Consider the following 22,886-nt stretch of genomic DNA (forward strand, 5'->3'; position numbering starts at 1 on the left):
TCTTAGTTATGAAAAATATATTTCTGTTTTGCCTTGTGCAAATATTACTGATAACTCCCGCTTGTAAAAAAGATAAACTCAACAGTCAGCCTTCCAAACCCGATTCCACATCAACTGCATCGATACAAGTTGATTGCGGCGATGTTTACGGAACATTCGACAACAGTTTGTACCGTCGTGCGAACATCACATTCACAGGCGGCAATGTAGGCAGCAATCCGCTGAAAGCAATAGACAATGATTATCTTATCGAAAAAGGAATTGCACAAAAAGCAGCAAGGCTTTTTATCTCGGTAAATACAATTAACGATCTGGGCATCAGCAACTATGATAACTATGTAGCCGATGCAAAGCGTGTTCCCGAAAAATTATTGGTAAACGTTTCAGGCTCTGTAACAGGCAGCATCACAGATACTGCGCAATACAGAACATTGGTAAGACAGTTATTAACGCACTTCAAAGCCATAGCCTCAAACATTGTTTACATAGAAGCGACCAATGAATATGATTTGTTTAGCCCCGCTATCAGCGATGAGGATTATTACAACATTTATTATAAAATAATTTATCAGGAAGTAAACCGTTACAACGCATCATTGCCTGAGGGACAAATGCCGTTGCAAGTTGGCGGACCTTGCATCTCGCAATGGAATTCAACCAAGATGCAAAATTTTATCAATAACTATGCAGCGGATACCGACCATAATAAACGGTTGGATTTTATTTCTTATCATGAATATTGTTCGTGGAATACAAAGGGAGAAACCAATACAGACCATTTAATTCAATTAGGGACAAGAAGAAGTAATATTGAAAATTGGCTGACGGCAAAAGGTTTAAGTGCCGATATTCCTGCATTCATAACAGAACATGGAATTTTTCCCGGCAATAAATTATACGAATCAGGAAATCCTTACACCGAAGCCGGCGGAATGCTGATGGCGGCTGCATCTGCGGCTACTTACAATTATTATTATGTTACAACAGGCAATAATAAAATGTTTCCGTTTTTTTGGGACACACGTCTTACCGACCATAACGAAAAAAGTTTTTTTGCGGATAATACCAAATACGGCGTTAATGTGCCGACCACTTTCGGCAATACTATTCTTGCTTTATCTCAAATGGATTCCATACGGATAAAATCGACTTCTGCCCCGATAGATAATACAACAGGATTCGGTGTATATTGTCTGGCAACGAAAGATGCAAACAGTGTTACCGCGTTGGTGTGGAATTGGCAACACAGGAATTCAGCAACACATACGGTTGATGTTTCTTTCAGCAATCTGCCTTCCGCTTTTTCAGGAAAAAAAGTAAAGATGACGCGAAGCGTTATCGATTCAACACACAGCAATTTTTTGTATGATGCATCCCATGCAAACCTACAAACGGTAGATTCTTCGGCAGATTTTAATATTTCAAAATACTCAATAACCTTAGCGCCGAATGTAGTGAGCTTAATAAGGTTAACGCCTGGGCAATAGGTAATATAAATTGTTTTATAAACTTGATAAATAAAAATGAAAAATTATTTTACAGCATTTTTCTTACTCATAAATATTACCCATCTTTTTGGGCAAAGAATAAAGCAATCCATTAATACCGACTGGCAGTTTCACAAAGGCGATATTGAATTGAGCGGCACTTATAAAGATGCGGACTGGCAAACGGTTTCTATTCCGCACAGTTGGAACACGGACGATGTTTCGGACGATGCGCCGGGCTACTACCAAGGTATTGGCGTGTATCGTAAAACGATTTATATACCCGATGCTTATCGTAATAAAGAAGTGTATCTGTACTTTGAAGGCGCAGCACAGGTGGCGGAAGTGTATGTCAATAAGCATTTTGTGGGTAAGCATATAGGAAGTTATACAGCGTTCTCTTTCCGCATCAACGACTTTATTAACTTCAACGGCAACGGCAATAAAAATGAAATTGAAGTGAAATTGGACAACAGCCACAATGAAAACATTCCGCCGTTATCGGCAGACTTTACTTTTTACGGCGGCATCTATCGGGATGTATATCTTGCTGCTTTCAACAAAGTACATTTTGATGCTGACAATGATGCATCTGATGGCGTGTTTATTTCAACACCAAAAGTGGACAGTCAAAAAGCCGATGTGTTAATCAAAGGGGAAATTACCAATAAAGAAACAAAACAAAGCAGGGTAAAGATTATCACTTCTGTTTTTAACGAGGAAGGAAAATTAATTGCTCAGGCAAATAATACAGTTGGGTTGAATGCGGACGAAAACACAGCCTTTGAGCAACACATTAGTAATATAGAAAATCCGCAACTCTGGAGTCCCGAACATCCTTATTTGTACCGGGCAATTTCCTGTATTATCAATACGAAAAGCGGCGATACGCTGGACGTCGTCAGCAATCCGATTGGCTTCCGGTGGTTTAGATTTACAGCAGACAAGGGTTTCTTCCTGAACGGAAAACATTATAAGCTTTGGGGTGCAAGCCGGCATCAGGATTATCCGGGCAAAGCAAATGCGTTGCCCGATGCCATGCACGTCAATGATGTGCAGTTGCTGAAAAATATGGGTGCCAACCTGCTGCGAGTAGCGCATTATCCGCAAGACCCTTCTTTAATGGAAGCCTGTGACAGACTGGGTATCATTACTTCGGTGGAAATACCTATCGTAAACAGGATTACGGAAAACGATACGTTCAGAAACAACTGTCTTAAAATGATGGAAGAAATGATAAGGCAAAACTATAATCATCCATCCGTTGTAATATGGGCATATATGAACGAAGTGCTGCTTGCACCACGTTATTCGGGCGATACAGCCAGACAGAGGATATATATTCGCCATGTAAAAGAACTGGCGCAGTCCATCGATAGTTTCAGCCGAAAAGAAGACCCTTCACGCTATACCATGATTCCATTTCATGGAGATTTATCATTGTACATTCGTTCGGGACTAACTGAAGTGCCGCAAGTCATTGGCTGGAATCAGTATCCCGGCTGGTATGGAGCAGACATCAATGACTTTGAAAAAAATATGGAACGCCACCACAGAGAGCTTGGCAATAAGCCGATGATTGTTACGGAATATGGTGCAGACGGCGACCCGCGCGTACACAGTACCCATCCTGTGAGGTTCGATAAGTCTATGGAATATGAAACTTATTTTCATAAAATATATCAGAAAGTAATTGCAGACAGACCTTTCATCAGCGGTGCAATGGTATGGACACTGCACGATTTTAATGCGGAATCAAGAAAAGAAACCATGCCGCACGTCAATAACAAAGGATTGGTTACAGGAACGCGCGAGCCTAAAGATGTCTATCTTTACTATCAGTCAAAACTATTAAGTACGCCGTTTATTGCTATCGGTTCGCGCAGTTGGAAGCTGAGAAGCGCGGTGGCAGATTCCGGACACGCTTTTGCCACTCAATCCGTAGAAATATATACCAATCAGAACTCCGAAGTGTCTCTTTTCCAAAACGGGCATTTATTGAAAAAAGAATTGCCCCGACAAGGCGTAGCTGTATTTCGGGTTCCCTTTCTCAATGGCATCAATCATTTGGAGACAAGCGTAGCCGTTGGCGATACGACGGTTGGAGATTTTGCAGATATCGACTTTAGGCTTATCCCGTTTCATCTGAAAGATTCAAATATTCCGTTTAGCGAAATAAATATCAGTCTCGGCGACCAGAGATATTTTAATGATGACACTTTGCAACAGGTGTGGATTCCGGAAAAACCATATACGCCGGGAAGCTGGGGCTATATTGGCGGAGATGTATTTAAGATGAAAAACTCCGGCAGACAGCCTTATGGATCGGATAAAGATATACTGGGAACAAGTTACGATGCCATTTATGAAACGCAGCGCACAGACATACAACAGTTTAAATTAGATGTGCCGGAAGGTAAATACGCCGTTACTTTTCATTTTGCAGAATTATTGTCCAATACGCGGCAAGATGCTAATATTTATAATTTGGATGCAAAGCACAATACACATTCGGCGAAAACAGAACTAAGAAAATTTGACGTATTAGTTAACGGTAAAAAAATAATCGACGGCCTGGGCAACGATAATTATCTTATTCCCGGAAGAGCATATAGTACGAAAATATTCGTAGATGTGACAGGAAGCGACGGCATTCTGATTGATTTTAAACCGATAAAAGGCAAAACAATTTTAAACGGATTACAGGTAAATAAAATTTATTAAATATGCAAACTCCATTCAGATTCGTAGTGCTGCTGATTTTTGTCGTTTATTTTCCCAACGCGAAGGCAGCAACACCCGCCAACAATTATTTGCATGAAAAATTATTTGTGAAGAATGATACAGCTAAAGAGGATACCAATTTACATCTTTTCCTACTCATCGGTCAGTCCAATATGTCGGGCAGGGCGCCGCTTCCTTCGGATGAAAAAACAAACCCGGATATTCTGATGCTGAATAAAAATAATCAATGGGTAGTTGCTAAAGACCCTTTGCATTTTGATAAGCCCGACATTGTTGGTGTTGGTCCCGGGCTTAGCTTTGCACAAGTGCTATTAAAGCATTTACCCAAAGGCGCACGGATAGGATTGATTCCCTGCGCATGGGGCGGTTCGCCTATCAGTGTATGGCAGCCCGATAGTATTTATCTGCACCACAAGCCATACAATGAAGCAATTGAAAGAACAAAGATTGCCATGAAAAGTGGTGTGCTAAATGGTATTCTGTGGCACCAGGGAGAATCTGACAACAGCCCTGCAAAAGCGGCAAATTATCTTGCTGAAATAACAACGCTTGTTACCCGTTTAAGAAATGAATTTCAACTGCCCCGATTGCCTTTTGTCGCCGGAGAAATAGGTTATTTCCAACAGCATAATTATATCAATAAGGTAATTGACAGTATTCCCTCAACTATAGCATATTCAAAAGTCGTTTCTGCAAAAGGATTGAAAGATAAGGGCGACAAAATCCACTTTGATGCATCCTCGGCAAGGGAGCTTGGCAAACGCTATGCAAATGCAATGAAGAAACTACTATATTAAAAATAGCCTTTTAGTACATTTTCAGACCTAATGTTAGATACGTGTGCAGCAAGTTTGCAACAATTGTAATTTGCTTTCACTTGGTTTGCTAGCTTTGGTCAAAAAATTACAACCGCTTTTTCGGATGATGCTAAACATATTCCCTCTCTTTTTAGTACGAATCTCTATTATGCAAGAAAACAACAGAAGCTAACTTCGGTAATTTATCCGTTTCCGCTAATTTTACAAATTATGGAACATAAAATTCCCGAATTAAGACGAGTCAATCTTGTAAGATATCTACAGCCTTTTCGCGAAGGCGGTTCATTACCGGCATTGGCAGAAGCAGATGACAGCTTCAAATATGTTATCAAATTCAGAGGCGCGGGACAAGGCTCGAAAGCATTGATTGCCGATTTTATCGGCGGCATCATGGCTAAATATTTAGGATTGAATGTTCCTGAACTGGTCGCTGCAAACTTAGACGAATCTTTCGGTCGTACCGAGCCGGACGAAGAAATACAGGATTTATTAAAAGCCAGCACAGGATTAAATCTGGGCGTACATTTTTTGGAAGGCGCTGTTACTTTTGATCCTGCGGTTGAAGATATTGACAGTCTTACCGCTTCAAAAATTGTGTGGCTCGATGCTTACCTGACCAATGTGGACCGCACCGCAAAAAATACCAATCTGTTGTATTGGCGTCATGCGCTTTGGCTGATAGACCATGGCGCAAGTTTGTATTTTCATCATCAATGGCAGAATTGGGAAAAGATGGCATTAAGTCCGTTTACAAATATCAAAGACCATGTGCTATTGCCTTATGCAAAAGATTTGGAAAAAGTAAATGAAGAATTCCCTTCATTGCTGACCGACGATATTTTGAAAGCAATTATCAATATGGTTCCCGAAGAATGGCTGTCAGAATCTGTCAACGACAATGAAAACATTCAGCAGCTCAGAGATGTTTACTTTTCGTTTTTAAAAAGCCGGCGAGACAATGCATCTATATTTTATAACCAAACTATCAACGTTTAATATGGAATCATTTGAATATGCGGTTATAAGAATTGTGCCTTCTGTAGAGCGTGAAGAATTCATCAACGCGGGTGTAGTATTATTTTGCAAAAGCAAACGATATCTTGGCATTGAAGTTTTTTTGAATAAAGAATTGCTGCAAAGCTTATGCTCTAAAGCCGATATAATTTTAATCAAAAATTATTTAAATGGTTTTGTAAGCGTCGCCAACGGAAGTAATAAAAAAAGTCCCATAGCTTCGCTGGACATCGCTTCCAGGTTTCGCTGGCTTACAGCAGTAAGGAGCACCATTTTACAAACTTCGAGAGTACATACAGGCTTGACCGACAATCCCGAAGTTGCGCTGCAAAAGATATTCAGAGAACAGGTGGAGAGAGGATGATATTGAGAATACGAACATTGGATTGACAATACTAATCCTACATCTTTTCTAATGGTACGCTCCGTCCATCACGTTTTTTTCCATAGTCCTATCATGGAATCTGAAAGATAATTACAAATGTCAATAATCGTGTTTAATTATTTCATTACTCAGTCTATTGCCCGTTAAAATTGAACCTTTAAATAGAAATACCGGAGAAATTATTCCCCCGGTATTTCATCATTTTTCTTTTTCCATATTTTATGCTTCGCACCGTCCATTTTCACAATCTTCGGTGTGAATTTTCCCACAACATCGACTAACGCCTTCTGTGATTGCATTACGGTATGAATGTCTTTGTAAGCGAAAGGAGATTCGTCCAAGCCGCCGCCCAAAAGTTTTACGCCAAATTTTTGTAGTTCGTCTTTGAACTGTTTGTCCGTAACAGATTCAATGGCACGTGAACGGCTCATCTTTCTGCCTGCACCATGCGAAGCGGAATTAATGGAAGCTGTTTCTCCTCTGCCTTTCACGATAAATCCGTCGGCTGTCATAGAGCCGGGAATAATGCCCAAAACATTTTTGCCCGCCGGCGTAGCGCCTTTTCTGTGCACAACCATTTCTTTCCCGTCGAGCATTTCTTTCCATGCAAAGTTGTGATGGTTTTCCACCATTTTGACGGGCTTGCGTCCTAGTTGCTTTGCAATTTTATCATGAATCACATGATGACAAGCGGAAGCATAATCGCCTGCAAGGTTCATTGACAGCCAATATTCCATGCCCGCTTCTTCGTCCAGCGAAAGCCACGCAAGATTCTTGGCTTCCTGCGGTAACCGCCTTTTACTGATAGCGAGTTTTGTATAATAATTGGCAATATTAGCACCCAGTGCACGGCTTCCGGAATGTGTAAGAAAACCTACATACAATCCCGTTTCCACATTCAACGTTTCATCCTTTTCTACAATTTCAATAATGCCGAACTCCGCAAAATGATTCCCTGAACCTGAAGAGCCTAATTGCTTCCACGCCCTGCCGTGTAAGGTTTTCAACAATGGCAATTGATAAAACAATTCATTGTCCATTATTGCATGATCTTCTGCCTGCCTAAACTGAGCGCTGCTGCCAAATAAAGTTGCCGCACCCAATTCACGTACAAAAAATGCTTCTTTACTTTTCAATTCCTGCGGATGAATATCAAAGATGCTTAAACACATCCTGCAGCCAATGTCCACACCAACGCCATAAGGAATTACCGCATTGTCTGTTGCCAGCACGCCGCCGATTGGCAAGCCGTAACCGCTGTGTGCATCGGGCATCAAAGCTCCTGCAACACTTACGGGAAGTTTTGCCGCCTGGTACATTTGGTGCATGGCTTTTTCATCGATATGCTCCTGTCCGAATACGGAGAACTGAATACCGTATTGATTCAATGATATTTCTTCGCCTTCCGCTTTTTCTTTCGGGATTAATTGTTCCGCGATGATGCCTAATATTTTATCGTCTTTGTATTCATTCGGCGTTGCTAAAATATTTTTCAGCAATACCATTGCATCTCCTTTATCTATAAACTTGTAATGCTTTTGCATCACATTCATGGCAATACTGATGACGGGATTTTCGGGATAACCGATTGCCCGCAATTCTTTTCCTGTTATTTTTAATTTCATTTCTAATTTTTTAGTTTACCAATGCTTCATTTCTTCTGAAACCGATTACTTCCGGTCTTTGTACAGGCTCATTCTTCTCATGCGGATTTGCAACTTCCGCTATGCTCATCGGTTCTGTAATGACGGTCTCAAAACCGAAATGATTGCTCAGGCGTTGCGCTTTGGCAATACTCAATTTGCCGAACTCATATCGTGCTATCAATCTGCCTTTACGTAGCAATGCACTGTCTATCATGGTAAGTGCGCTGTTAAAGGTGCAAATCAGCTGCACATTCAAAAAGTCAGCCAACAATCCGTCAGAAATATTCAACAGGTTCGACACTGATGAGCTACTATTGAATTTTCTGTCCATGATGATGTTTTCTGCATCTTCAATTACCAATATTGTATTCGGATTATCCGCCAACAGTTCAATGAAATCGGGATTCATCAAATTGCCTGCAACGGACGGCGACAAAAACAAAACACGTTTTTTAATCTTTCCTACGAGATAACGCAGATACGTTGTTTTGCCTGTTCCCGGCAAGCCGTGCAACAGCACAATGCCTTTATCGTTTTTCTTTTTCAGACGTTGCTGAATAATTGCATCCGTTTCTTTAAAATCATCTTCGTAAAACAAATCCAAATCAAGTTTGGTACGTTTTATTTCCATCGGTTTTAAATCGAGCCCGCTATTGTACCTAACAATAAGATTAATTTCCAAAGGTTCTTTACGCTCCTGCTTTTTGAATTTTACTACGAGAGAAAAAATTTTATCAAATGTTTCGCCGTGCAAACTATCGTGCAATATGTAAAGATATTTTTCTGAAATATCCAACACGATATTGTCGGTAAAGACTACCAAAGTTTTATCGAACTCGAAACGCTTTTTCTTCCTTTTATACCAGCGTCGCTGGTAAATATTTTTTATTTCGGAAGGGAAATTTTCTTTAAGCGCATTTAACACCTTTTCGCCGTTTACTGAATTCATGAAGTTGATGTTTGGCAGCGTGTTGAAGGTGTGTAAATAAAATGCCTTCCCGTCTATAAAATAATCACTGAACACGTTATTGGCGTTCAGTATTTTTTGTGTATATAAATTGTCCATTGTTTAAATGCTTTGAATAATATCAATAAAAAACCCGGTCGCAGTATTTACGACCGGGTTGGTTTACAAAGATTCTTATGAATCTATATAAGTATATCTTTCGGTCGGAAATACAGATACAGCTTGCCCAACGGAGAAAAACCTTCTCCGCGAACTTGCGCAATTTGTATGTAATTCTGACTTAGCATTTTTATGAATTTAAAATGTACTGACAAAAGGTTAATACCAAAAATTTAAAAAGGTAACCTGTAAAAAAATTTTTCTTTTAAATTATAAGTTCAGGCTATTTGCTATGGTCTGCTTTTAATATCTGCTCCATACGTTTTGGAAGGCGTATTGCCCATTTCAAAAGTCAGTACGCCGCCTTTTATAATGTCTTTGTGGTCTATATACATATACGGATAGTCTTTGCCGTTCCACAATACCTTTTGGATATACTTGTTTTCCGGGCTGTTATTCTTTACAATCACGGTAAATGATTTATTATTCTCCAATCGTATTTTAATGCGGTCAGCCAAAGGCGAACCAAATACATACCGTCCCGAAGTAGGGTCAACAGGATACATTCCCATTGCAGTAAACGCGTACCATGCGCTCATTTGCCCTACATCTTCATTGCCGCACAATCCGTCTGCTTTGTCGGTATAAAAACTATCGACAGACATACGAATCAAATCCGCCGCTTTATCAGGCCGACCAACATAATTGTACAGATAAATAATATGGTGGCTTGGTTCATTACCTTGCGCATATTGACCTATCATGCCTGAAATATCGGGCGGTGCGCCGTCTCCCAATTGGGAAGACATATGAAAGAATGTATCCAGCCTCTCTTCAAATATTTTATCGCCGCCAAGTAAAGCAACAAGCCCATGTACATCCTGCGGTACAGACCAAATGTATTGCCATGCGTCTCCTTCGGTATAATCGTATTTAGGAGAAATAGGGTTGAACGGAGTACGGAAAGAACCATCCTCTTTTCTGCCGATAAAAAATCCGCGGGAAGCATCCCAATATTTCTTATACAGTTTGCTGCGTTTTTCAAAATAAGCCGCATCATCTTTCTTACCCATTGCGGCTGCCATACGTGCAATTCCCGCATCGGCAATGGCAAATTCCAGTGCCCATGAAACAGATTGCCCAACGGAATCCATCGGGATAAATTGCAACTTTTGTACAAACTGCAATCCTGACGTTTGGCGCATCGCCGTTGAACGTACCGCTTCGTATGCAAGCGCTATTTTGTTTTTCGGAATCAGTCCTTTAAGATAGGCATCTGTAATCACGGGAATAGCCGGGTTACCCACCATACAATCTGTTTCACATCCCATCAGAGGCCACACGGGTAAACGTCCCTGCTGTTGATATATGGCGAGCATGGACGACACCATATCTTTTACTTTTTCCGGTTCTGCGATCGTCATAAAAGGCGCCCACGCCCGGTAAGAATCCCACAATGAGAGCGTGGTAACGTTGTTGAAATCTGCATTTTTATATACTTTTTTATCAGTCCCTCTGTAATCATGATTGACGTCGTTAAAAAGAGAGGGCGCAATAAACATATGGTACATAGCCGTATAGAAAATGGTCTTTTCTTTTTTAGGACCTTCGAAATCGACTCTGGATAATGCTTTATTCCATTTTTCGTCGGCAAGTTTTCTATAATGTCCAAAATTCCATCCCGGCATTTCCGTGGACATATTAAGTAATGCATTCTCCTCACTTACCGGGGAAATAGCAACCTTTACTTCAATATCCGGATGCTTTGCCGCATCAAAATAAAGCGCTGCTTTTACAGCTTTCCCTTCTGCATTATTTCCCTGAACAGCCTTGTCTGCATCGTACAATGCAATATTTGTAACAGGTTCGGATAATTTTATTGCAAAGAAGATTCGCTTATCATTCGCCCAGCCGGATGCATAACGATACCCCACAAAAGTAGAATCATTTATTTTTTTGAATTCCGTCTTGTGTGGATTGTCGTATTGATGGAATCCCAAATCGAGGAATATATGCGCACTGTCTGTACGGTCATAATGATATTTGTGCAGCCCTACACGCTCCGAGGCTGTTAGTTCCGCCTTGACCTTGTATTTATCAAGATATACCTGATAATATCCCGGACGGACTTCCTCAGATGCATGGGAAAAAGAAGAACCGTAACCGCTTTCCGGTTTGTTTTCTTCCATAGGATTAAGTTGTGTCTCTCCGTCGGCAGGAACGATAAGAACATCATTCAAATCCCCACAACCCGTACCGCTGAGGTGCGTATGCGAAAAACCGAGTATCTCTGTGCCTGCATAGTTATAGCCGGAACACCAGTCCCAACCTTTATCAATCTGTGTTGGACCCAATTGGACAGCACCAAAAGGAACATCCGCACCAATGAATACGTGCCCGTGACCCGCTGAACCGATGACGGGTTTAACAAATGCTGTTTTACTTTTTATAACTTGTGCGCTTAGGCAGCCTGCCAGTAAAATGCCTGCGCCGCTTAGAACTGTTTTAATCCGATAATTCATAAATAAAATTTGGTATCTTGGAAATTTTTTTAAAAATAATGAATGGGGCGGGATTGAAAAAACAACAGATTGTTAATGAGAAAAAGAGAAGTAGGGTTATTTAAATTGCAAAGAGCTATTAATATTCGCCTCCCAATTTTTATTTAATCTGCCACGCGTATATAAGTTTTACTGAAATAAATAAACATATTGCTAAAGCCAAACCATTAATTGAAATTTTATACATAAATCTTTTTGTTTTTATAATAAATGCCTGCGCTTTTAAATGTTTAATTATTCAACAGTTTACTTGAGCCGATAACAGCTTCATTTATCTCTTTCACTTTCCGGAAATCCATTTTTTCCACAGCTCTGTCGTAAGTAAGAATACCGTTTATTTCATGCTCAACATCGGTCGTCTGTGTATAAATGGCAGCGCTCAAACCATTATACTTAACTAATTGTTCCAACTGATTCAGCAATAAAATATACCGGTTGGTAAGGTCTTCTTTTGTTGCCATCATATCATACGCATTATTGGGAACAGGGTACAAATGCCCGCGGACAAACAAGCCAACGCCGCCAAACTCCCCAAGCGAAGCCGCACGTTTACCATCCGGCTCCGATGCGCCATAAGGACCGACATAAATATGCGTGTCCACAAAATCACCATTGCCCGGGTCTCCATATGCTTTTTGATAAGAAGGGTTATTATTAAAACCTGTGTTGCCATTTACCAGCCTTGACGGGTCGTAACGTTTTGTCCAATCTGTAATTTCCTTCACATCAAAAGCACCCCAGTTTTCGTTGAACGGAATCCATGTTACGATAGACGGCGCGTTGTAATGTTCATCAATTATTTCTTTCCATTCGTGACGGAAACGCGAACGTGTAACAGCCGTGTCTTCATCCTGGAACCAGATGGCAGGCATATCCTGCCAAACCATGATGCCTAATTTATCGCACCAGTAATACCAGCGCTGCGGCTCGGTTTTCATGTGTTTACGAATGAGATTAAAACCTGCTTTCTTACTTTCTTCAATATCAAATTTTAAAGCCTCATCGGTAGGCGCGGTATAAATTCCGTCCGGCCAATAGCCTTGGTCGAGCAATCCTAATTGCAAAACGAACTTTCCGTTTAACAACGGTCTTTTTACGCCGTTCACGGTTCCTAATGTAACTGAACGCATACCAAAATAGCTGCCGACTTCGTCCGTTGTTTTTCCTGACTTATCTTTTAACCGGATTTTTAAATCGTATAAAAAAGGATTTTCCGGCGACCAAAGAATCGGATCTTTTATATTGATTGAAAATTCATGGTTGGTTTTTCTGTCAGCCGAGGCAATTTCTTTACCGTGGGCAGAGGCAACAGCTACAACGGAAGCATCAATGTTCGTGATAACTTTTACCAAAAGTTTTTTGTTTGCAACATCAGGCGTTAAACGAATACTTTGGATATAATTTTCCGAAACAGGTTCTAACCATACGGTTTGCCAAATACCGGAAGTATAGGTATAATCGCCGCCACGCGGACTGTTCTTACCCGATACGGAATGACCGTCATTTTTATCCTGCACGCCTACGGCAATCGTGTTATTCCCTTTTTGCAAATACTGTGTAATATCAAAACTGAAAGCATCATAACCACCAATATGCATACCCGCTTTTTTATTATTGATAAATACAACCGTTCGGTAATCCGAAGCGCCGAAATTTACCAGCACATGCCTGCCCTCGTAGGAAGATGGCAAGGTAAACGTGCGCCTGTACCACATGTTTATTTCGAGGTTTCTTTGAATGCCTGACAAATAAGATTCGGGCGGATATGGAACTGTGATGGTTTCCGGCTTATCAAATATGGGAACGGCTGTTGCCTTTGTTGCATCGGGCGCATTTTTTCCACCGATGTATTCCCATTTACCGTTCAGGTTCATCCAATCATTACGTTCCAGTTGCGGACGCGGATATTCAGGGAAAGGAACAACGGCTTCTTTAGCCGCATCGGTAAACGGCGTTTTCATGATTACTTTGGGCTGTGCAAACGAATGTAAAACACATCCGATGCCTATAGCAAAAAATGATATAAAAGGTCTCATTGTTTAAAATTTTTCTTTAATCAATGGAAGATAAAAATGGGCTGCACCATGGTTCGTGAGTTACAGATAAAGAACGAAGACAATTAACCACAGAATTACCTGTGGTTAAAAATACATATAATCTTCAACCGGTACCTGAATTATTGCTGAAGTATCCTCCATTCGCTTAATTGGAAATCGCCGCTTCCCGCTGTGCTGTTAATGACCAGCATGTAATATTGATAACTTTCCTGGTTAGTAAAAGTATATTTATTAGTAGTATTTCTTCCTGCAAAGCTTTCATTAGGACGACCGTCAAGCAGCGTCCAGTTAGCACTGTCTTTAGAAGCCAATATCAACCAGTTACTTGGGTCTCTGTCGGGATTATCATTACCTGACGTCATTACATACGCATTGGCAACAGCAGGTGTTTTTAGTTTCAATCGTATGGACAAACCCGGCTGAAACCCGTAAAGCAGGAATTTAGATTTTATATCATTATCATTAAGCTCAAAGGAACTTTCGGGACTTCCATAACCATCCGGGTTTTCCTGGGTAACGGAAATCTGACTGCCTACAGTTAAATCAGTCGCATCCCCGATAGGCGTTTTTTCTTCCGTAAGCGCAGGGTTCTTACCGTAATCAGCCCACAATTCCTCCAGTGTTTCGCCCGTAGCGGTAAGCCACACACTCGGCGCATAGATGGAGTGGTACATAGCGTTGTTTAAAATATCAACGATTTGCTTATTCTTGTTTTGTTCCAGCCACAGAAGAAAATGTGCCGCCTCGCCGTAGCCGGCTGTATAATCCTTAGTGAGTGAATAAGGCTGCACTGTCCAGCCTATATCGGCGTTGTGTACACCGTAAGTATAACGGGCATAGTCTGCAATACCCTCGGTAAGCCATCCGGGACCATCTCCTGAATATGCTTGTACAATATGCATTACTTCGTGCGTTACTACATCTACATCATTGGGATTATTTCGACAATATTCCGGATTAAATGTTACTTTACCATTTGCCGTACCTGCAATGTCGTGATATGCAGTATCTACACTGAAGGTTACCTTTTTTATCGTACCCGGATTAAATCTTGCAGCCTCTTCCGGATAAACGATAAAAAATACATTTACATACTTTGTGCGCATTGATGTGTCAAAATCAGGGTCATTATTAAGGAAGATTAATGTATCGCCGCCTTGTATGTATGTGTGGATGCCGGTTACAGAAGTTGTATCAATAGGCGGTGTATCGGCAACCGTGCTATCTTTCTTATTACCGCCGCTGTTATCAACTACGGCAACGCTTTTTTTACAGGACATAATAATAAATGCCGTAAAAAAAATAATATTTAAAATTCTACAATTTTTCATCCGTTTACTTTTTGTTTTTTTACTATTAAATAAAATGAGCGGTAACATTATCGCATTGCTTGTACGGCTTCATTTATAAAGTAATTACCGTTTTTTATAATAAATTAAGCACTAATAATATTGCAGCAGCCTCCATTCCGACATTTGGAATAACCCTGAATCGCCGCCTTCCGTAGAAGTTACATACAGCCGATAAAATAAATAAGTATTACCGTCAGGATGGTTCAGCGGGAACGAAACCGTTTGCTGCCTGTCTGAAAAAGTATATCCGTTGCGAACATCCAGCGTAACCCAATGACCGGCATCATCAGACCCCTGCAACTCCCAGTTCATTGGGTCTCTGTCCGGCGAATCGTTACCGGATGTAAGCGTATATTCATCTACTTTAACAGGAGATGACATGGCAAGCATCATCCAGAAATCAGGATTGAAATTGAAGGATAAAAATTTTGTCGTAATATCATTATCAACCAGTTTTGAAGAACCTTCGGTGGCATCCGGACCATCATCATTTTCATTGCTGACAAACAACTGCCCCATGGAAGTAACGTCGCGCGTGCGAACATATAGGGTATCTATTGAAAAATAAGTAATCTGCATAGATGAATCTATTGTACCCTCACTTACACTTTTTATTTTTACCGGCAGACAATAGTCAAGGCTTCCGTTCAACTTCTTGGTATCAATAGTAAACGACAGGGGGTCGGTATCTGACTGCCCTTTTTTAATAGTTGAAGTAAGACCGGAAACTGTATAGGCATCCGGCGGCAACGGCACAAAATCATAATCGAGATAAGAATGATCTGCATTATACTTGCTTATGAGGTCTGTATCTATTTCAAAAGTTACATTAATATCGCTGGATGCGGTTTGAAAGCCGCTTAGCGATGCGCCGAAGGTTACTGTTTTGCTTGTATCAACTTTATAAATTGTCAATACTGATTTTTCAGGAGTTGCCTGAGACATATAAATAATACCTTCGCGGGGAGATGTAAGTGAATCCCATTTTACACATCCTGTAAAAGATATTCCGGTAATGAGCGCCAGGCATACGGAAGTTATTTTTGTAAGCTTACTTCCTTTAAAAAAATGTTGCATGATGAATATTTTAATTTGAATATTTTTTTACCATCCGGGGTTTTGCACCAGCTTGGAATCTTTTCTTATTTCCGAACTTGGAATCGCCCATAAATAGCACCTTTGCCCGAAAGAAACATTCTTGACCAATGTTTTGTTATAAAAATCATCTCCATTCCCGTTTACATTCATACCATACACAGGCTGGTTCAGGTCTGTAGCAGCGGTCAGCCATCTGCGTTGGTCAAAGTATCTTACTTCTTCAAATGCCAATTCTACCTGGCGTTCATGCCTTATAGCATCTCTCACAGCGCTTTGTCCTACCGGTGCGGTTATCATGTCGCTACCGCTGCCATATTGCGGAATACCCGCTCTTGCCCTGATAAGATTGACATATTTAAGGATGTCCGGATTGCCGGGGTCATATTCATTTAGTGCTTCGGCGTAGTCTAAATATATCTCTGCAAGGCGCAGATAACACCAACCTCTGTTAGCGTCGCCCTTAGTTATATTCTTGCGCACCAGATATCCTGTAGATGAATAATTATGCTCGCTTTGCCCTTTACCTGAATTACCGCTGTATTCCATATTAACCACTACTTCATCTTCACTCACTCCCTGATTTAACCAATAACTGTTATTATAAGTAACACCCACATAGAACCTGGGTTCACGATTGACCCATTGATTAAATGTATTACGTTCCTTTATGTCGAAAGGACTTTTAAACATAGAGAAGCCTGATGGAAGATAGCCGGATTTACTGTTCGTTATCGGTAGTCCGTTTCTCATAGAATAAGCATCTACCATTGATTGATTTACTGCCAGATAACCACCACCTTTGGTTACACTGGAACCATATCCAACCAGCATGGGTGTAGCATGATTCAGATACGTACCTACAAAACTGCTGTATGACCTGCCGAAAATCCACTCTTTATTCCAATCGGTGGAGATTACATCCCTGCAAGACTTATAAGCTGTCATAAAAGCACTTGTATCTTGCTCTGTAAATAAGTCATAAGTATTGGGTACAAAATCCACGATAAATTCTTTGGCAGCATCAGCTGCCTGTTTCCATTTATTTTTGTCGTAAGTCTGCGGAAACAGTTTAGTACCGTCAAGATTGGACACAGAGGTATATGCAGGATTCCCATTAAACAAAGGGCTTGCTGCCAACATCAATGTTTGCTCTTTATATGCCTTACAAATCCCCGTGGTAATTCTTCCATACTCATCATCCAGCGGCTGTGTCACATCCTGGACAGAAGCTATCGATTGTAACTCTCCGTATGCACTGTCCAATTGTGTAACAATGTAGTTTACGCAACTGTCGAACGGTGTTCTTTGTAAAGCCAATTCACTGTTTGTAGCATTCACAGATAATGGTTCAGGAATAATAATAACAGGACCATACAACCGTATCAACCAGAAGTAATAAATAGCCCGCAGTGCACGAGCCTCTGCCTTAAACCGCGTTTTCAGATACTTGTTAACCTCATTAGGATTGGCACCATCGATTCGGTTAATAAAATCGGTCGCGTTCCTGATACATTTATACCATTCCGGCCATAGGAACTCAAATCCTATATAAGAAGCAGAGAGTGTATTAAAATTAAAATTGTTTGATGCAAAACCATTTTGAGCAAACCAATTTGCCTCGTCAGAGATAACATTATAGTATCCGTCTTCTCCATACCAATTATTTCCATCATTTTCATACGGATTGGGAATGTTCGCATAGACTTGTGCCAAATAGCTCTTGGTATTTTCAAGACTTGAGAACAGAGAATCAACCGATAAGTTCGTTTCCGGAACCTGATTCAAAAACTTTTTACAGGAAGATAACAGAAACACAATTGAAAAAAAGGTTGCTAACCCATATATTTTATATTTCATAATTAAGAAATTTTAATAGTATTATTTCGAATAATTCATTTTTTAAAAATGTAATTGTAACCCTATAGCCAGATTGCGTGTATTTGGATAGGCATTTCCGCTTCCGGTGCCCATTTCCGGATCCCACAATTTAAACGGACTCCAATACAGCAGATTTACTCCGTCAAAATAAATCCGGGCATCTTTAAACCCGCTATGCTTAAACAGTTTATTTGGAAGGTTATAGCCAAAATCCAATGTTTTAAACCGTATAAAAGAAACATCTCTCTTCCACCAGGTACTGCTAATATTGTTATTGGCATTAGCAACATTGCCGTAACCAAGACGCGGATAAAATGGATGTACCGCATGATTTTCTTCTGTCCACCTATCAACAGTGTTAGCATATATATTGTTGTCTTCTGCACCAAAGAATGGGCTTCTGCCAATGCCATCCAGTATAATATCCGCTCCATGTGTTCCTTCAAAGAAAGCACTTAAATAAAAGTGTCCGTAATTGAAGTTAAAGCCAAAGCCAAAGGTTAACGGGGGCGTACTTCCGTGTCCGATATATGTAGCATCGTATTCATTAATAACCCCATCTCCGTTCAAATCTTTATACTTAATATCGCCGGGGCGAGGGTTACCACCCAATGGTGTCTGGTCGGCATGGTTATCAATCTGAGCCTGGCTTTGAAACAATCCTTCCGCTATGTACCCGTAATCATTATTAATATCCTGTCCGCGGGGGTCCATATATGGTTCTTCATACGGCGCTGCGCCATTTTCCAATAATTTGTCTCTGTTATAAGTAAACGTTCCTCTGAATGATATGGATGATTTGCTTCCGAGTGAAATGGGCGATAATTCCACAGTCCCGTCAAATCCTCTGTTTAGTGTAATCCCATAATTACCATCAGGCTGGTATTGCAATCCGGCAAAGCCCGGGAAATTGTCTCTTGTTAAGAAAATTCCTGTACGGTATTTTTGAAACCAATCTATAACGAATGAGAGATTATTATTAAATGTTTTAAACTCCAATCCCACATCCTGGTCATGCGATTTTGCCCATTTTACATTTGTTCCATAATGACGTACATTCAGTCCATCGTAATTTACATTATATGCCGGTGTTCCAAACTGAATACCCAATGCTGCATCTATAGTAGAAATATAGTCAAACCGTGTTCCGCCGATAGCTCCGGAATAACCATTTGAATAGCGTAATTTGAAAAACTGGAACACGTTGGAAAGCGGTTTCCAAAACTTTTCATTGGACAGCACCCAGCCAATACCTACCGAGGGGAAAAAACCATATCTGTTTTCTGGTGCGAATACCTGTGAACCGGTATATCCTGCATCAAATTCTGCTAAATATTTATCATTGTAAGAATAAGTTACCCTGCCCGCATAATTTTGCTGACGGGTTGGTATCGCATCTTGATAATTACCGGCTGCCGGATTTGGCTGGCTTAACTGGCTGTAAACAATCATTGAATTAATACTGTGTAGTCCAAAATTTCTTTGCCAGGAAAGTTGCCCTTGTAAGGAAAATTGCCTGTCCTGTGAACTTCCGGAACTATAGCCCAATATTTCAGAACCTGAAACTATCTGTTCTAAGTTCAAGGAACCATCATCATTATATGGCTGAGCCTGATTGAGATAATAAACGCTTCTTTGCTTGGTACGGCTTTCATTATTGGCACTGTAAGTATCAAATGTGTATTGACCGTTTATTGAGAGTCCTTTGAACAAAAAACTTAAATCCTGCTCCAGCTTAACCGTACTGGCAATCTTAGACCCGAAAGATTCCTGGTAACCGGTTTGCGTAATGTTAGCCCAGGGATTAGGCGATGCTCCGCCATTCTCCGGCGCTCCTGCAACCAAATTACCGGGATACATGGCAGGAATGCGAACCGGGCTGGCATCCATTGCACTGGCAAATGCACTGGCAGCACCATTTCCCGGCTGGTTGGATTGCGTTATATAGCCGGTAATACCTAAAGAAAATTTAGTCGTCTTTGACCATTTCATATCTACATTCGATACAAAATTGTATCGCTGAAAACGTGTACCTGCGTCATAGTTTTGCAACCCATCGGTTTTTAGCAATGAAGATTCTTCATAATAGGAAACGGATGCATAGTATTGTGTATTTTCAGAGCCGCCGGTTGCGCTAAAGTTGAGGCGGCGGTTATGCGAAATTTTATTAAACAACAAATTAAGCCAATCTACATCAGGATATACGTAATGATTGGCTGTCGGCGATAAAGTACTGTCGATATAAGCTTGAGAATAATAAGGATCTTCGCCTGAAGCCGTCATCGCTTCATTTTTAAGTTCCATATATGTCTTGGCATCCGCCATCTTCTGCTTTTTGGTAAACGCAGTTATACCCTCCATGTAATTGGTCATCAGGTTGACTTTTTGCACTTTACCTCGTTTGGTATTAATAATGATGACGCCATTCGCGCCCAAAGCTCCGTACACAGCCGTTGCAGAAGCATCTTTTAATACGGTAAACGATTCAACGTCTTCAGGGTCAAAGTCATTAACGCTTCGTCCCTGCACACCATCAATAATTACCAGCGGACTTGCACTGTTATCGCCAAATGTAGAGATGCCCCGAATCCATATATCCGCTGCGTTACTGCCGGGTAGTCCGGAACGCTGGACCCCGACCACACCTGAGATGCGACCAGCCAACATCGTGTTTAGATTTGCCACCGGTTGCTTAAGCTCTTCGACATTTACTGAAGATTGCGCACCTACGAGTGTTATCTTTTTTTGCTTTCCATATCCTACGATGGCGACATCGTTCAGACTCCCTACAGAAGGAGTTAAAACAATTGCATAATCTATTATATTGGAGAATTGCCATTTGTAGGAATTATAACCAACATATGAAGCCGATAGTGAATCTCCTTTTACAGCATTTATCTGGAATTTGCCAAGACTGTCCGACAAAACGTGTTCATTTGTATTCAGGTTGCTGACTTCAACACCTTTTAATACATTGTTCAGTTCATCTTTAATAGTTCCGGTAATAACCGTTTGCTGTCGCGAATTGTTAGCCTGTTTATTTTGTGCAATCAATTTGGAGGCGATAAGCACAATAGCAAAAATGAAAATAATTCTTGTTAAGAATCGAAGCCTTTGATTCATAATTGTACTTTTTTTTAGTATTTAGGATTATTTAGCGACAGTTAATTAACCTGTCATTAAGATTTACTCATAACAGAGGCAAATTTATTCAGCAAGTACATAGCAAGTTGATAACAAGAGATTAACGGAAGATTAATAAAAGATTAATCTTTTTGTTAAAAAAAATGCAAGTAATATCTTTATTCAATCAACTTAGATTAATATGTCTCCAAGGTCAATCCATTTATATAAAGTCATTGCAATAGTTAGTTTTTTAATACTATTCTCAGTACAATTTTTTCTGGTATATAATACCTACAGATTGAAGAACGACCAGTATTTCATCACTGAATCAAAATTGATATATAAACAATATTATAACAGCATACACGAGGACAAGCTCTATCCCGGAGCGCAAAAAGTAATAGACAGTATCATTTACCCAAGAATGCATACCCTTGAATATTTACACAATAATGATACAGCGGCATTTAATGCTTTGAAGTACAAATTGTGCGACAGTATTTTCAGAAGCCTTAGGCTGCATAGCACGATGGACAGTCTTTTTAAGATAATTGTTACCCAAAACCATTTGGATACGGACCTTCGATATCTTTTGGTCATTTCGAAATTCAGCGTTCAATTTACTAAAGGTCATTATGTGCCTCTTTACATAGCCGGAGAAAAGGAGAACTTTCAATATAATACGGCTCAACTGCCGGAAGGAATAGCTATTGCCGGCGAACTGAATACCCCAAATAAGCAAAATTTAATTTCCGCATTAGACGTAAGCGCCCCCGAAAATTACACTTACGAACTATCTTTTAGTTTATTCGTGGACTCGCCAAACAGGAACATGGTAATTATTTACCGGATGCTTCCGGTTTTCCTGTTATCCACCTTCTCGATTATATTAATGTTCATTATCTATTTCTATACTTTTCGCAATTGGCTCAAACAGAAAAAGCTGTCTGAAATGAAAACCGATTTTGTCAATAGTATAAGGCATGAGTTCAATACGCCACTGTCCACCATAATTGTTGCAAACAGGAATCTCGAAAACGAAGAGATTATCATAAATAATGAAGAAATATTTTCCCTGACCAAAATCATCAGCCGGCAATCACAAAGGCTGAAAACGCTTTTCGACAAAGTGATTGATATCGCCATTATAGATGAAGCCGCATTAAACAAAAAAGAATATCTGCTCATCAATGTAATTGAAGAAATAATCCAGGATTATCAATTAGTCATCATGGATGACAATGTTTCGATTACATTAAATAAAAGCGAAGTAAATCCCAAAGTAGTAATCGATAAATTCCGGTTTACAACCATGCTCGTAAATATTATCGAGAATGCAATCAAATACAATAAAAGCATTATCAAGAAGGTAAATATAAGCCTTTCTGTATTAGAAAAATACATTGAAATAGCCATTAGTGACAACGGCATAGGAATGCCCAAAAAAGTAATAAACCACATTTTCAATAAGTTTTACCAAAACAAAAACAAAGATTTTAAAATAGTAAGCGGACTCGGTCTGGGATTATTTTATACCATGCAGGGAATACGGGCGCACGGATGGGAAATAAAAGTAGAAAGCGAGGATAAAATCGGAAGCAGATTTATCATTTATATACCAAACACTAAAAATAAAAACTGATAAAATAAACA

At 40.1% G+C, this 22,886-nt stretch carries 14 protein-coding genes; 6 read left to right on the forward strand and 8 right to left on the reverse strand.

The window, feature by feature from the left end; translation table 11 throughout:
• Positions 1 to 8 precede the first annotated feature (8 nt).
• The 5 genes from A9P82_RS10155 to A9P82_RS10175 all read left to right on the forward strand — a co-directional run bounded on the left by A9P82_RS10155 (position 9) and on the right by A9P82_RS10175 (position 6,428).
• Entirely contained in the window at positions 9 to 1,487 is a 1,479-nt protein-coding gene (locus A9P82_RS10155; RefSeq protein WP_066207503.1) for a hypothetical protein, read from the forward strand.
• A 36-nt stretch (positions 1,488 to 1,523) separates the two neighbouring features.
• Complete coding sequence (locus A9P82_RS10160; protein ID WP_066207504.1) at positions 1,524 to 4,211, forward strand: glycoside hydrolase family 2; 2,688 nt, start codon at positions 1,524 to 1,526, stop codon at positions 4,209 to 4,211.
• Between the two features lie 2 nt (positions 4,212 to 4,213).
• Positions 4,214 to 5,029, forward strand: coding sequence for a sialate O-acetylesterase (locus A9P82_RS10165; protein ID WP_082915311.1), 816 nt, complete (start codon positions 4,214 to 4,216; stop codon positions 5,027 to 5,029).
• 231 nt (positions 5,030 to 5,260) lie between these two features.
• Complete coding sequence (locus A9P82_RS10170) at positions 5,261 to 6,046, forward strand: HipA family kinase (protein WP_066207505.1); 786 nt, start codon at positions 5,261 to 5,263, stop codon at positions 6,044 to 6,046.
• A 1-nt stretch (position 6,047) separates the two neighbouring features.
• Complete coding sequence (locus tag A9P82_RS10175) at positions 6,048 to 6,428, forward strand: DUF3037 domain-containing protein (protein WP_066207507.1); 381 nt, start codon at positions 6,048 to 6,050, stop codon at positions 6,426 to 6,428.
• Between the two features lie 200 nt (positions 6,429 to 6,628).
• On the opposite strand, the gene A9P82_RS10180 is transcribed toward A9P82_RS10175, so the two are convergent.
• From A9P82_RS10180 to A9P82_RS10215, 8 genes are all read right to left on the reverse strand, one after another.
• Positions 6,629 to 8,074 (reverse strand): RtcB family protein, encoded by a 1,446-nt coding sequence (locus tag A9P82_RS10180; RefSeq protein WP_066207508.1) that lies wholly within the window; start codon positions 8,072 to 8,074, stop codon positions 6,629 to 6,631.
• A 10-nt stretch (positions 8,075 to 8,084) separates the two neighbouring features.
• Positions 8,085 to 9,161: an AAA family ATPase gene (locus A9P82_RS10185; protein ID WP_066207511.1), complete on the reverse strand. Its 1,077-nt coding sequence runs from the start codon at positions 9,159 to 9,161 to the stop codon at positions 8,085 to 8,087.
• A gap of 290 nt (positions 9,162 to 9,451) precedes the next feature.
• Complete coding sequence (locus tag A9P82_RS10190) at positions 9,452 to 11,683, reverse strand: GH92 family glycosyl hydrolase (RefSeq protein WP_066207512.1); 2,232 nt, start codon at positions 11,681 to 11,683, stop codon at positions 9,452 to 9,454.
• Positions 11,684 to 11,952: 269 nt separating this feature from the next.
• Positions 11,953 to 13,758, reverse strand: a complete 1,806-nt coding sequence (locus A9P82_RS10195; protein WP_197492143.1) for a glycoside hydrolase family 2 protein — start codon at positions 13,756 to 13,758, stop codon at positions 11,953 to 11,955.
• A gap of 140 nt (positions 13,759 to 13,898) precedes the next feature.
• Positions 13,899 to 15,110 carry a basic secretory protein-like protein gene (locus A9P82_RS10200; RefSeq protein WP_197492144.1) on the reverse strand — a complete coding sequence of 404 codons (1,212 nt, stop codon included), beginning with the start codon at positions 15,108 to 15,110 and terminating at the stop codon, positions 13,899 to 13,901.
• A gap of 111 nt (positions 15,111 to 15,221) precedes the next feature.
• Positions 15,222 to 16,208, reverse strand: coding sequence for a BT_3987 domain-containing protein (locus tag A9P82_RS10205; RefSeq protein ID WP_066207516.1), 987 nt, complete (start codon positions 16,206 to 16,208; stop codon positions 15,222 to 15,224).
• A gap of 27 nt (positions 16,209 to 16,235) precedes the next feature.
• Positions 16,236 to 18,086: a RagB/SusD family nutrient uptake outer membrane protein gene (locus A9P82_RS10210; RefSeq protein WP_066207517.1), complete on the reverse strand. Its 1,851-nt coding sequence runs from the start codon at positions 18,084 to 18,086 to the stop codon at positions 16,236 to 16,238.
• Positions 18,087 to 18,128: 42 nt separating this feature from the next.
• Positions 18,129 to 21,230 (reverse strand): SusC/RagA family TonB-linked outer membrane protein, encoded by a 3,102-nt coding sequence (locus tag A9P82_RS10215; RefSeq protein WP_066207519.1) that lies wholly within the window; start codon positions 21,228 to 21,230, stop codon positions 18,129 to 18,131.
• A 337-nt stretch (positions 21,231 to 21,567) separates the two neighbouring features.
• On the opposite strand from A9P82_RS10215, the gene A9P82_RS10220 reads away from it, so the two are divergent.
• Positions 21,568 to 22,875, forward strand: coding sequence for a sensor histidine kinase (locus A9P82_RS10220; RefSeq protein WP_197492145.1), 1,308 nt, complete (start codon positions 21,568 to 21,570; stop codon positions 22,873 to 22,875).
• Positions 22,876 to 22,886: the final 11 nt, after the last annotated feature.

Origin of the sequence: Arachidicoccus sp. BS20, from assembly GCF_001659705.1 — a bacterium.
Classification (GTDB): Bacteria; Bacteroidota; Bacteroidia; order Chitinophagales; family Chitinophagaceae; genus Arachidicoccus.

Bases quoted from the DNA above. Each gene is read 5' to 3' on its own strand.
- A9P82_RS10155 (WP_066207503.1), top strand. From the start codon at position 9: ATGAAAAATATATTTCTGTTTTGCCTTGTGCAAATATTACTGATAACT.
- A9P82_RS10160 (WP_066207504.1), top strand. From the start codon at position 1,524: ATGAAAAATTATTTTACAGCATTTTTCTTACTCATAAATATTACCCAT.
- A9P82_RS10165 (WP_082915311.1), top strand. From the start codon at position 4,214: ATGCAAACTCCATTCAGATTCGTAGTGCTGCTGATTTTTGTCGTTTAT.
- A9P82_RS10170 (WP_066207505.1), top strand. From the start codon at position 5,261: ATGGAACATAAAATTCCCGAATTAAGACGAGTCAATCTTGTAAGATAT.
- A9P82_RS10175 (WP_066207507.1), top strand. From the start codon at position 6,048: ATGGAATCATTTGAATATGCGGTTATAAGAATTGTGCCTTCTGTAGAG.
- A9P82_RS10180 (WP_066207508.1), bottom strand. From the start codon at position 8,074: ATGAAATTAAAAATAACAGGAAAAGAATTGCGGGCAATCGGTTATCCC.
- A9P82_RS10185 (WP_066207511.1), bottom strand. From the start codon at position 9,161: ATGGACAATTTATATACACAAAAAATACTGAACGCCAATAACGTGTTC.
- A9P82_RS10190 (WP_066207512.1), bottom strand. From the start codon at position 11,683: ATGAATTATCGGATTAAAACAGTTCTAAGCGGCGCAGGCATTTTACTG.
- A9P82_RS10195 (WP_197492143.1), bottom strand. From the start codon at position 13,758: ATGAGACCTTTTATATCATTTTTTGCTATAGGCATCGGATGTGTTTTA.
- A9P82_RS10200 (WP_197492144.1), bottom strand. From the start codon at position 15,110: ATGAAAAATTGTAGAATTTTAAATATTATTTTTTTTACGGCATTTATT.
- A9P82_RS10205 (WP_066207516.1), bottom strand. From the start codon at position 16,208: ATGCAACATTTTTTTAAAGGAAGTAAGCTTACAAAAATAACTTCCGTA.
- A9P82_RS10210 (WP_066207517.1), bottom strand. From the start codon at position 18,086: ATGAAATATAAAATATATGGGTTAGCAACCTTTTTTTCAATTGTGTTT.
- A9P82_RS10215 (WP_066207519.1), bottom strand. From the start codon at position 21,230: ATGAATCAAAGGCTTCGATTCTTAACAAGAATTATTTTCATTTTTGCT.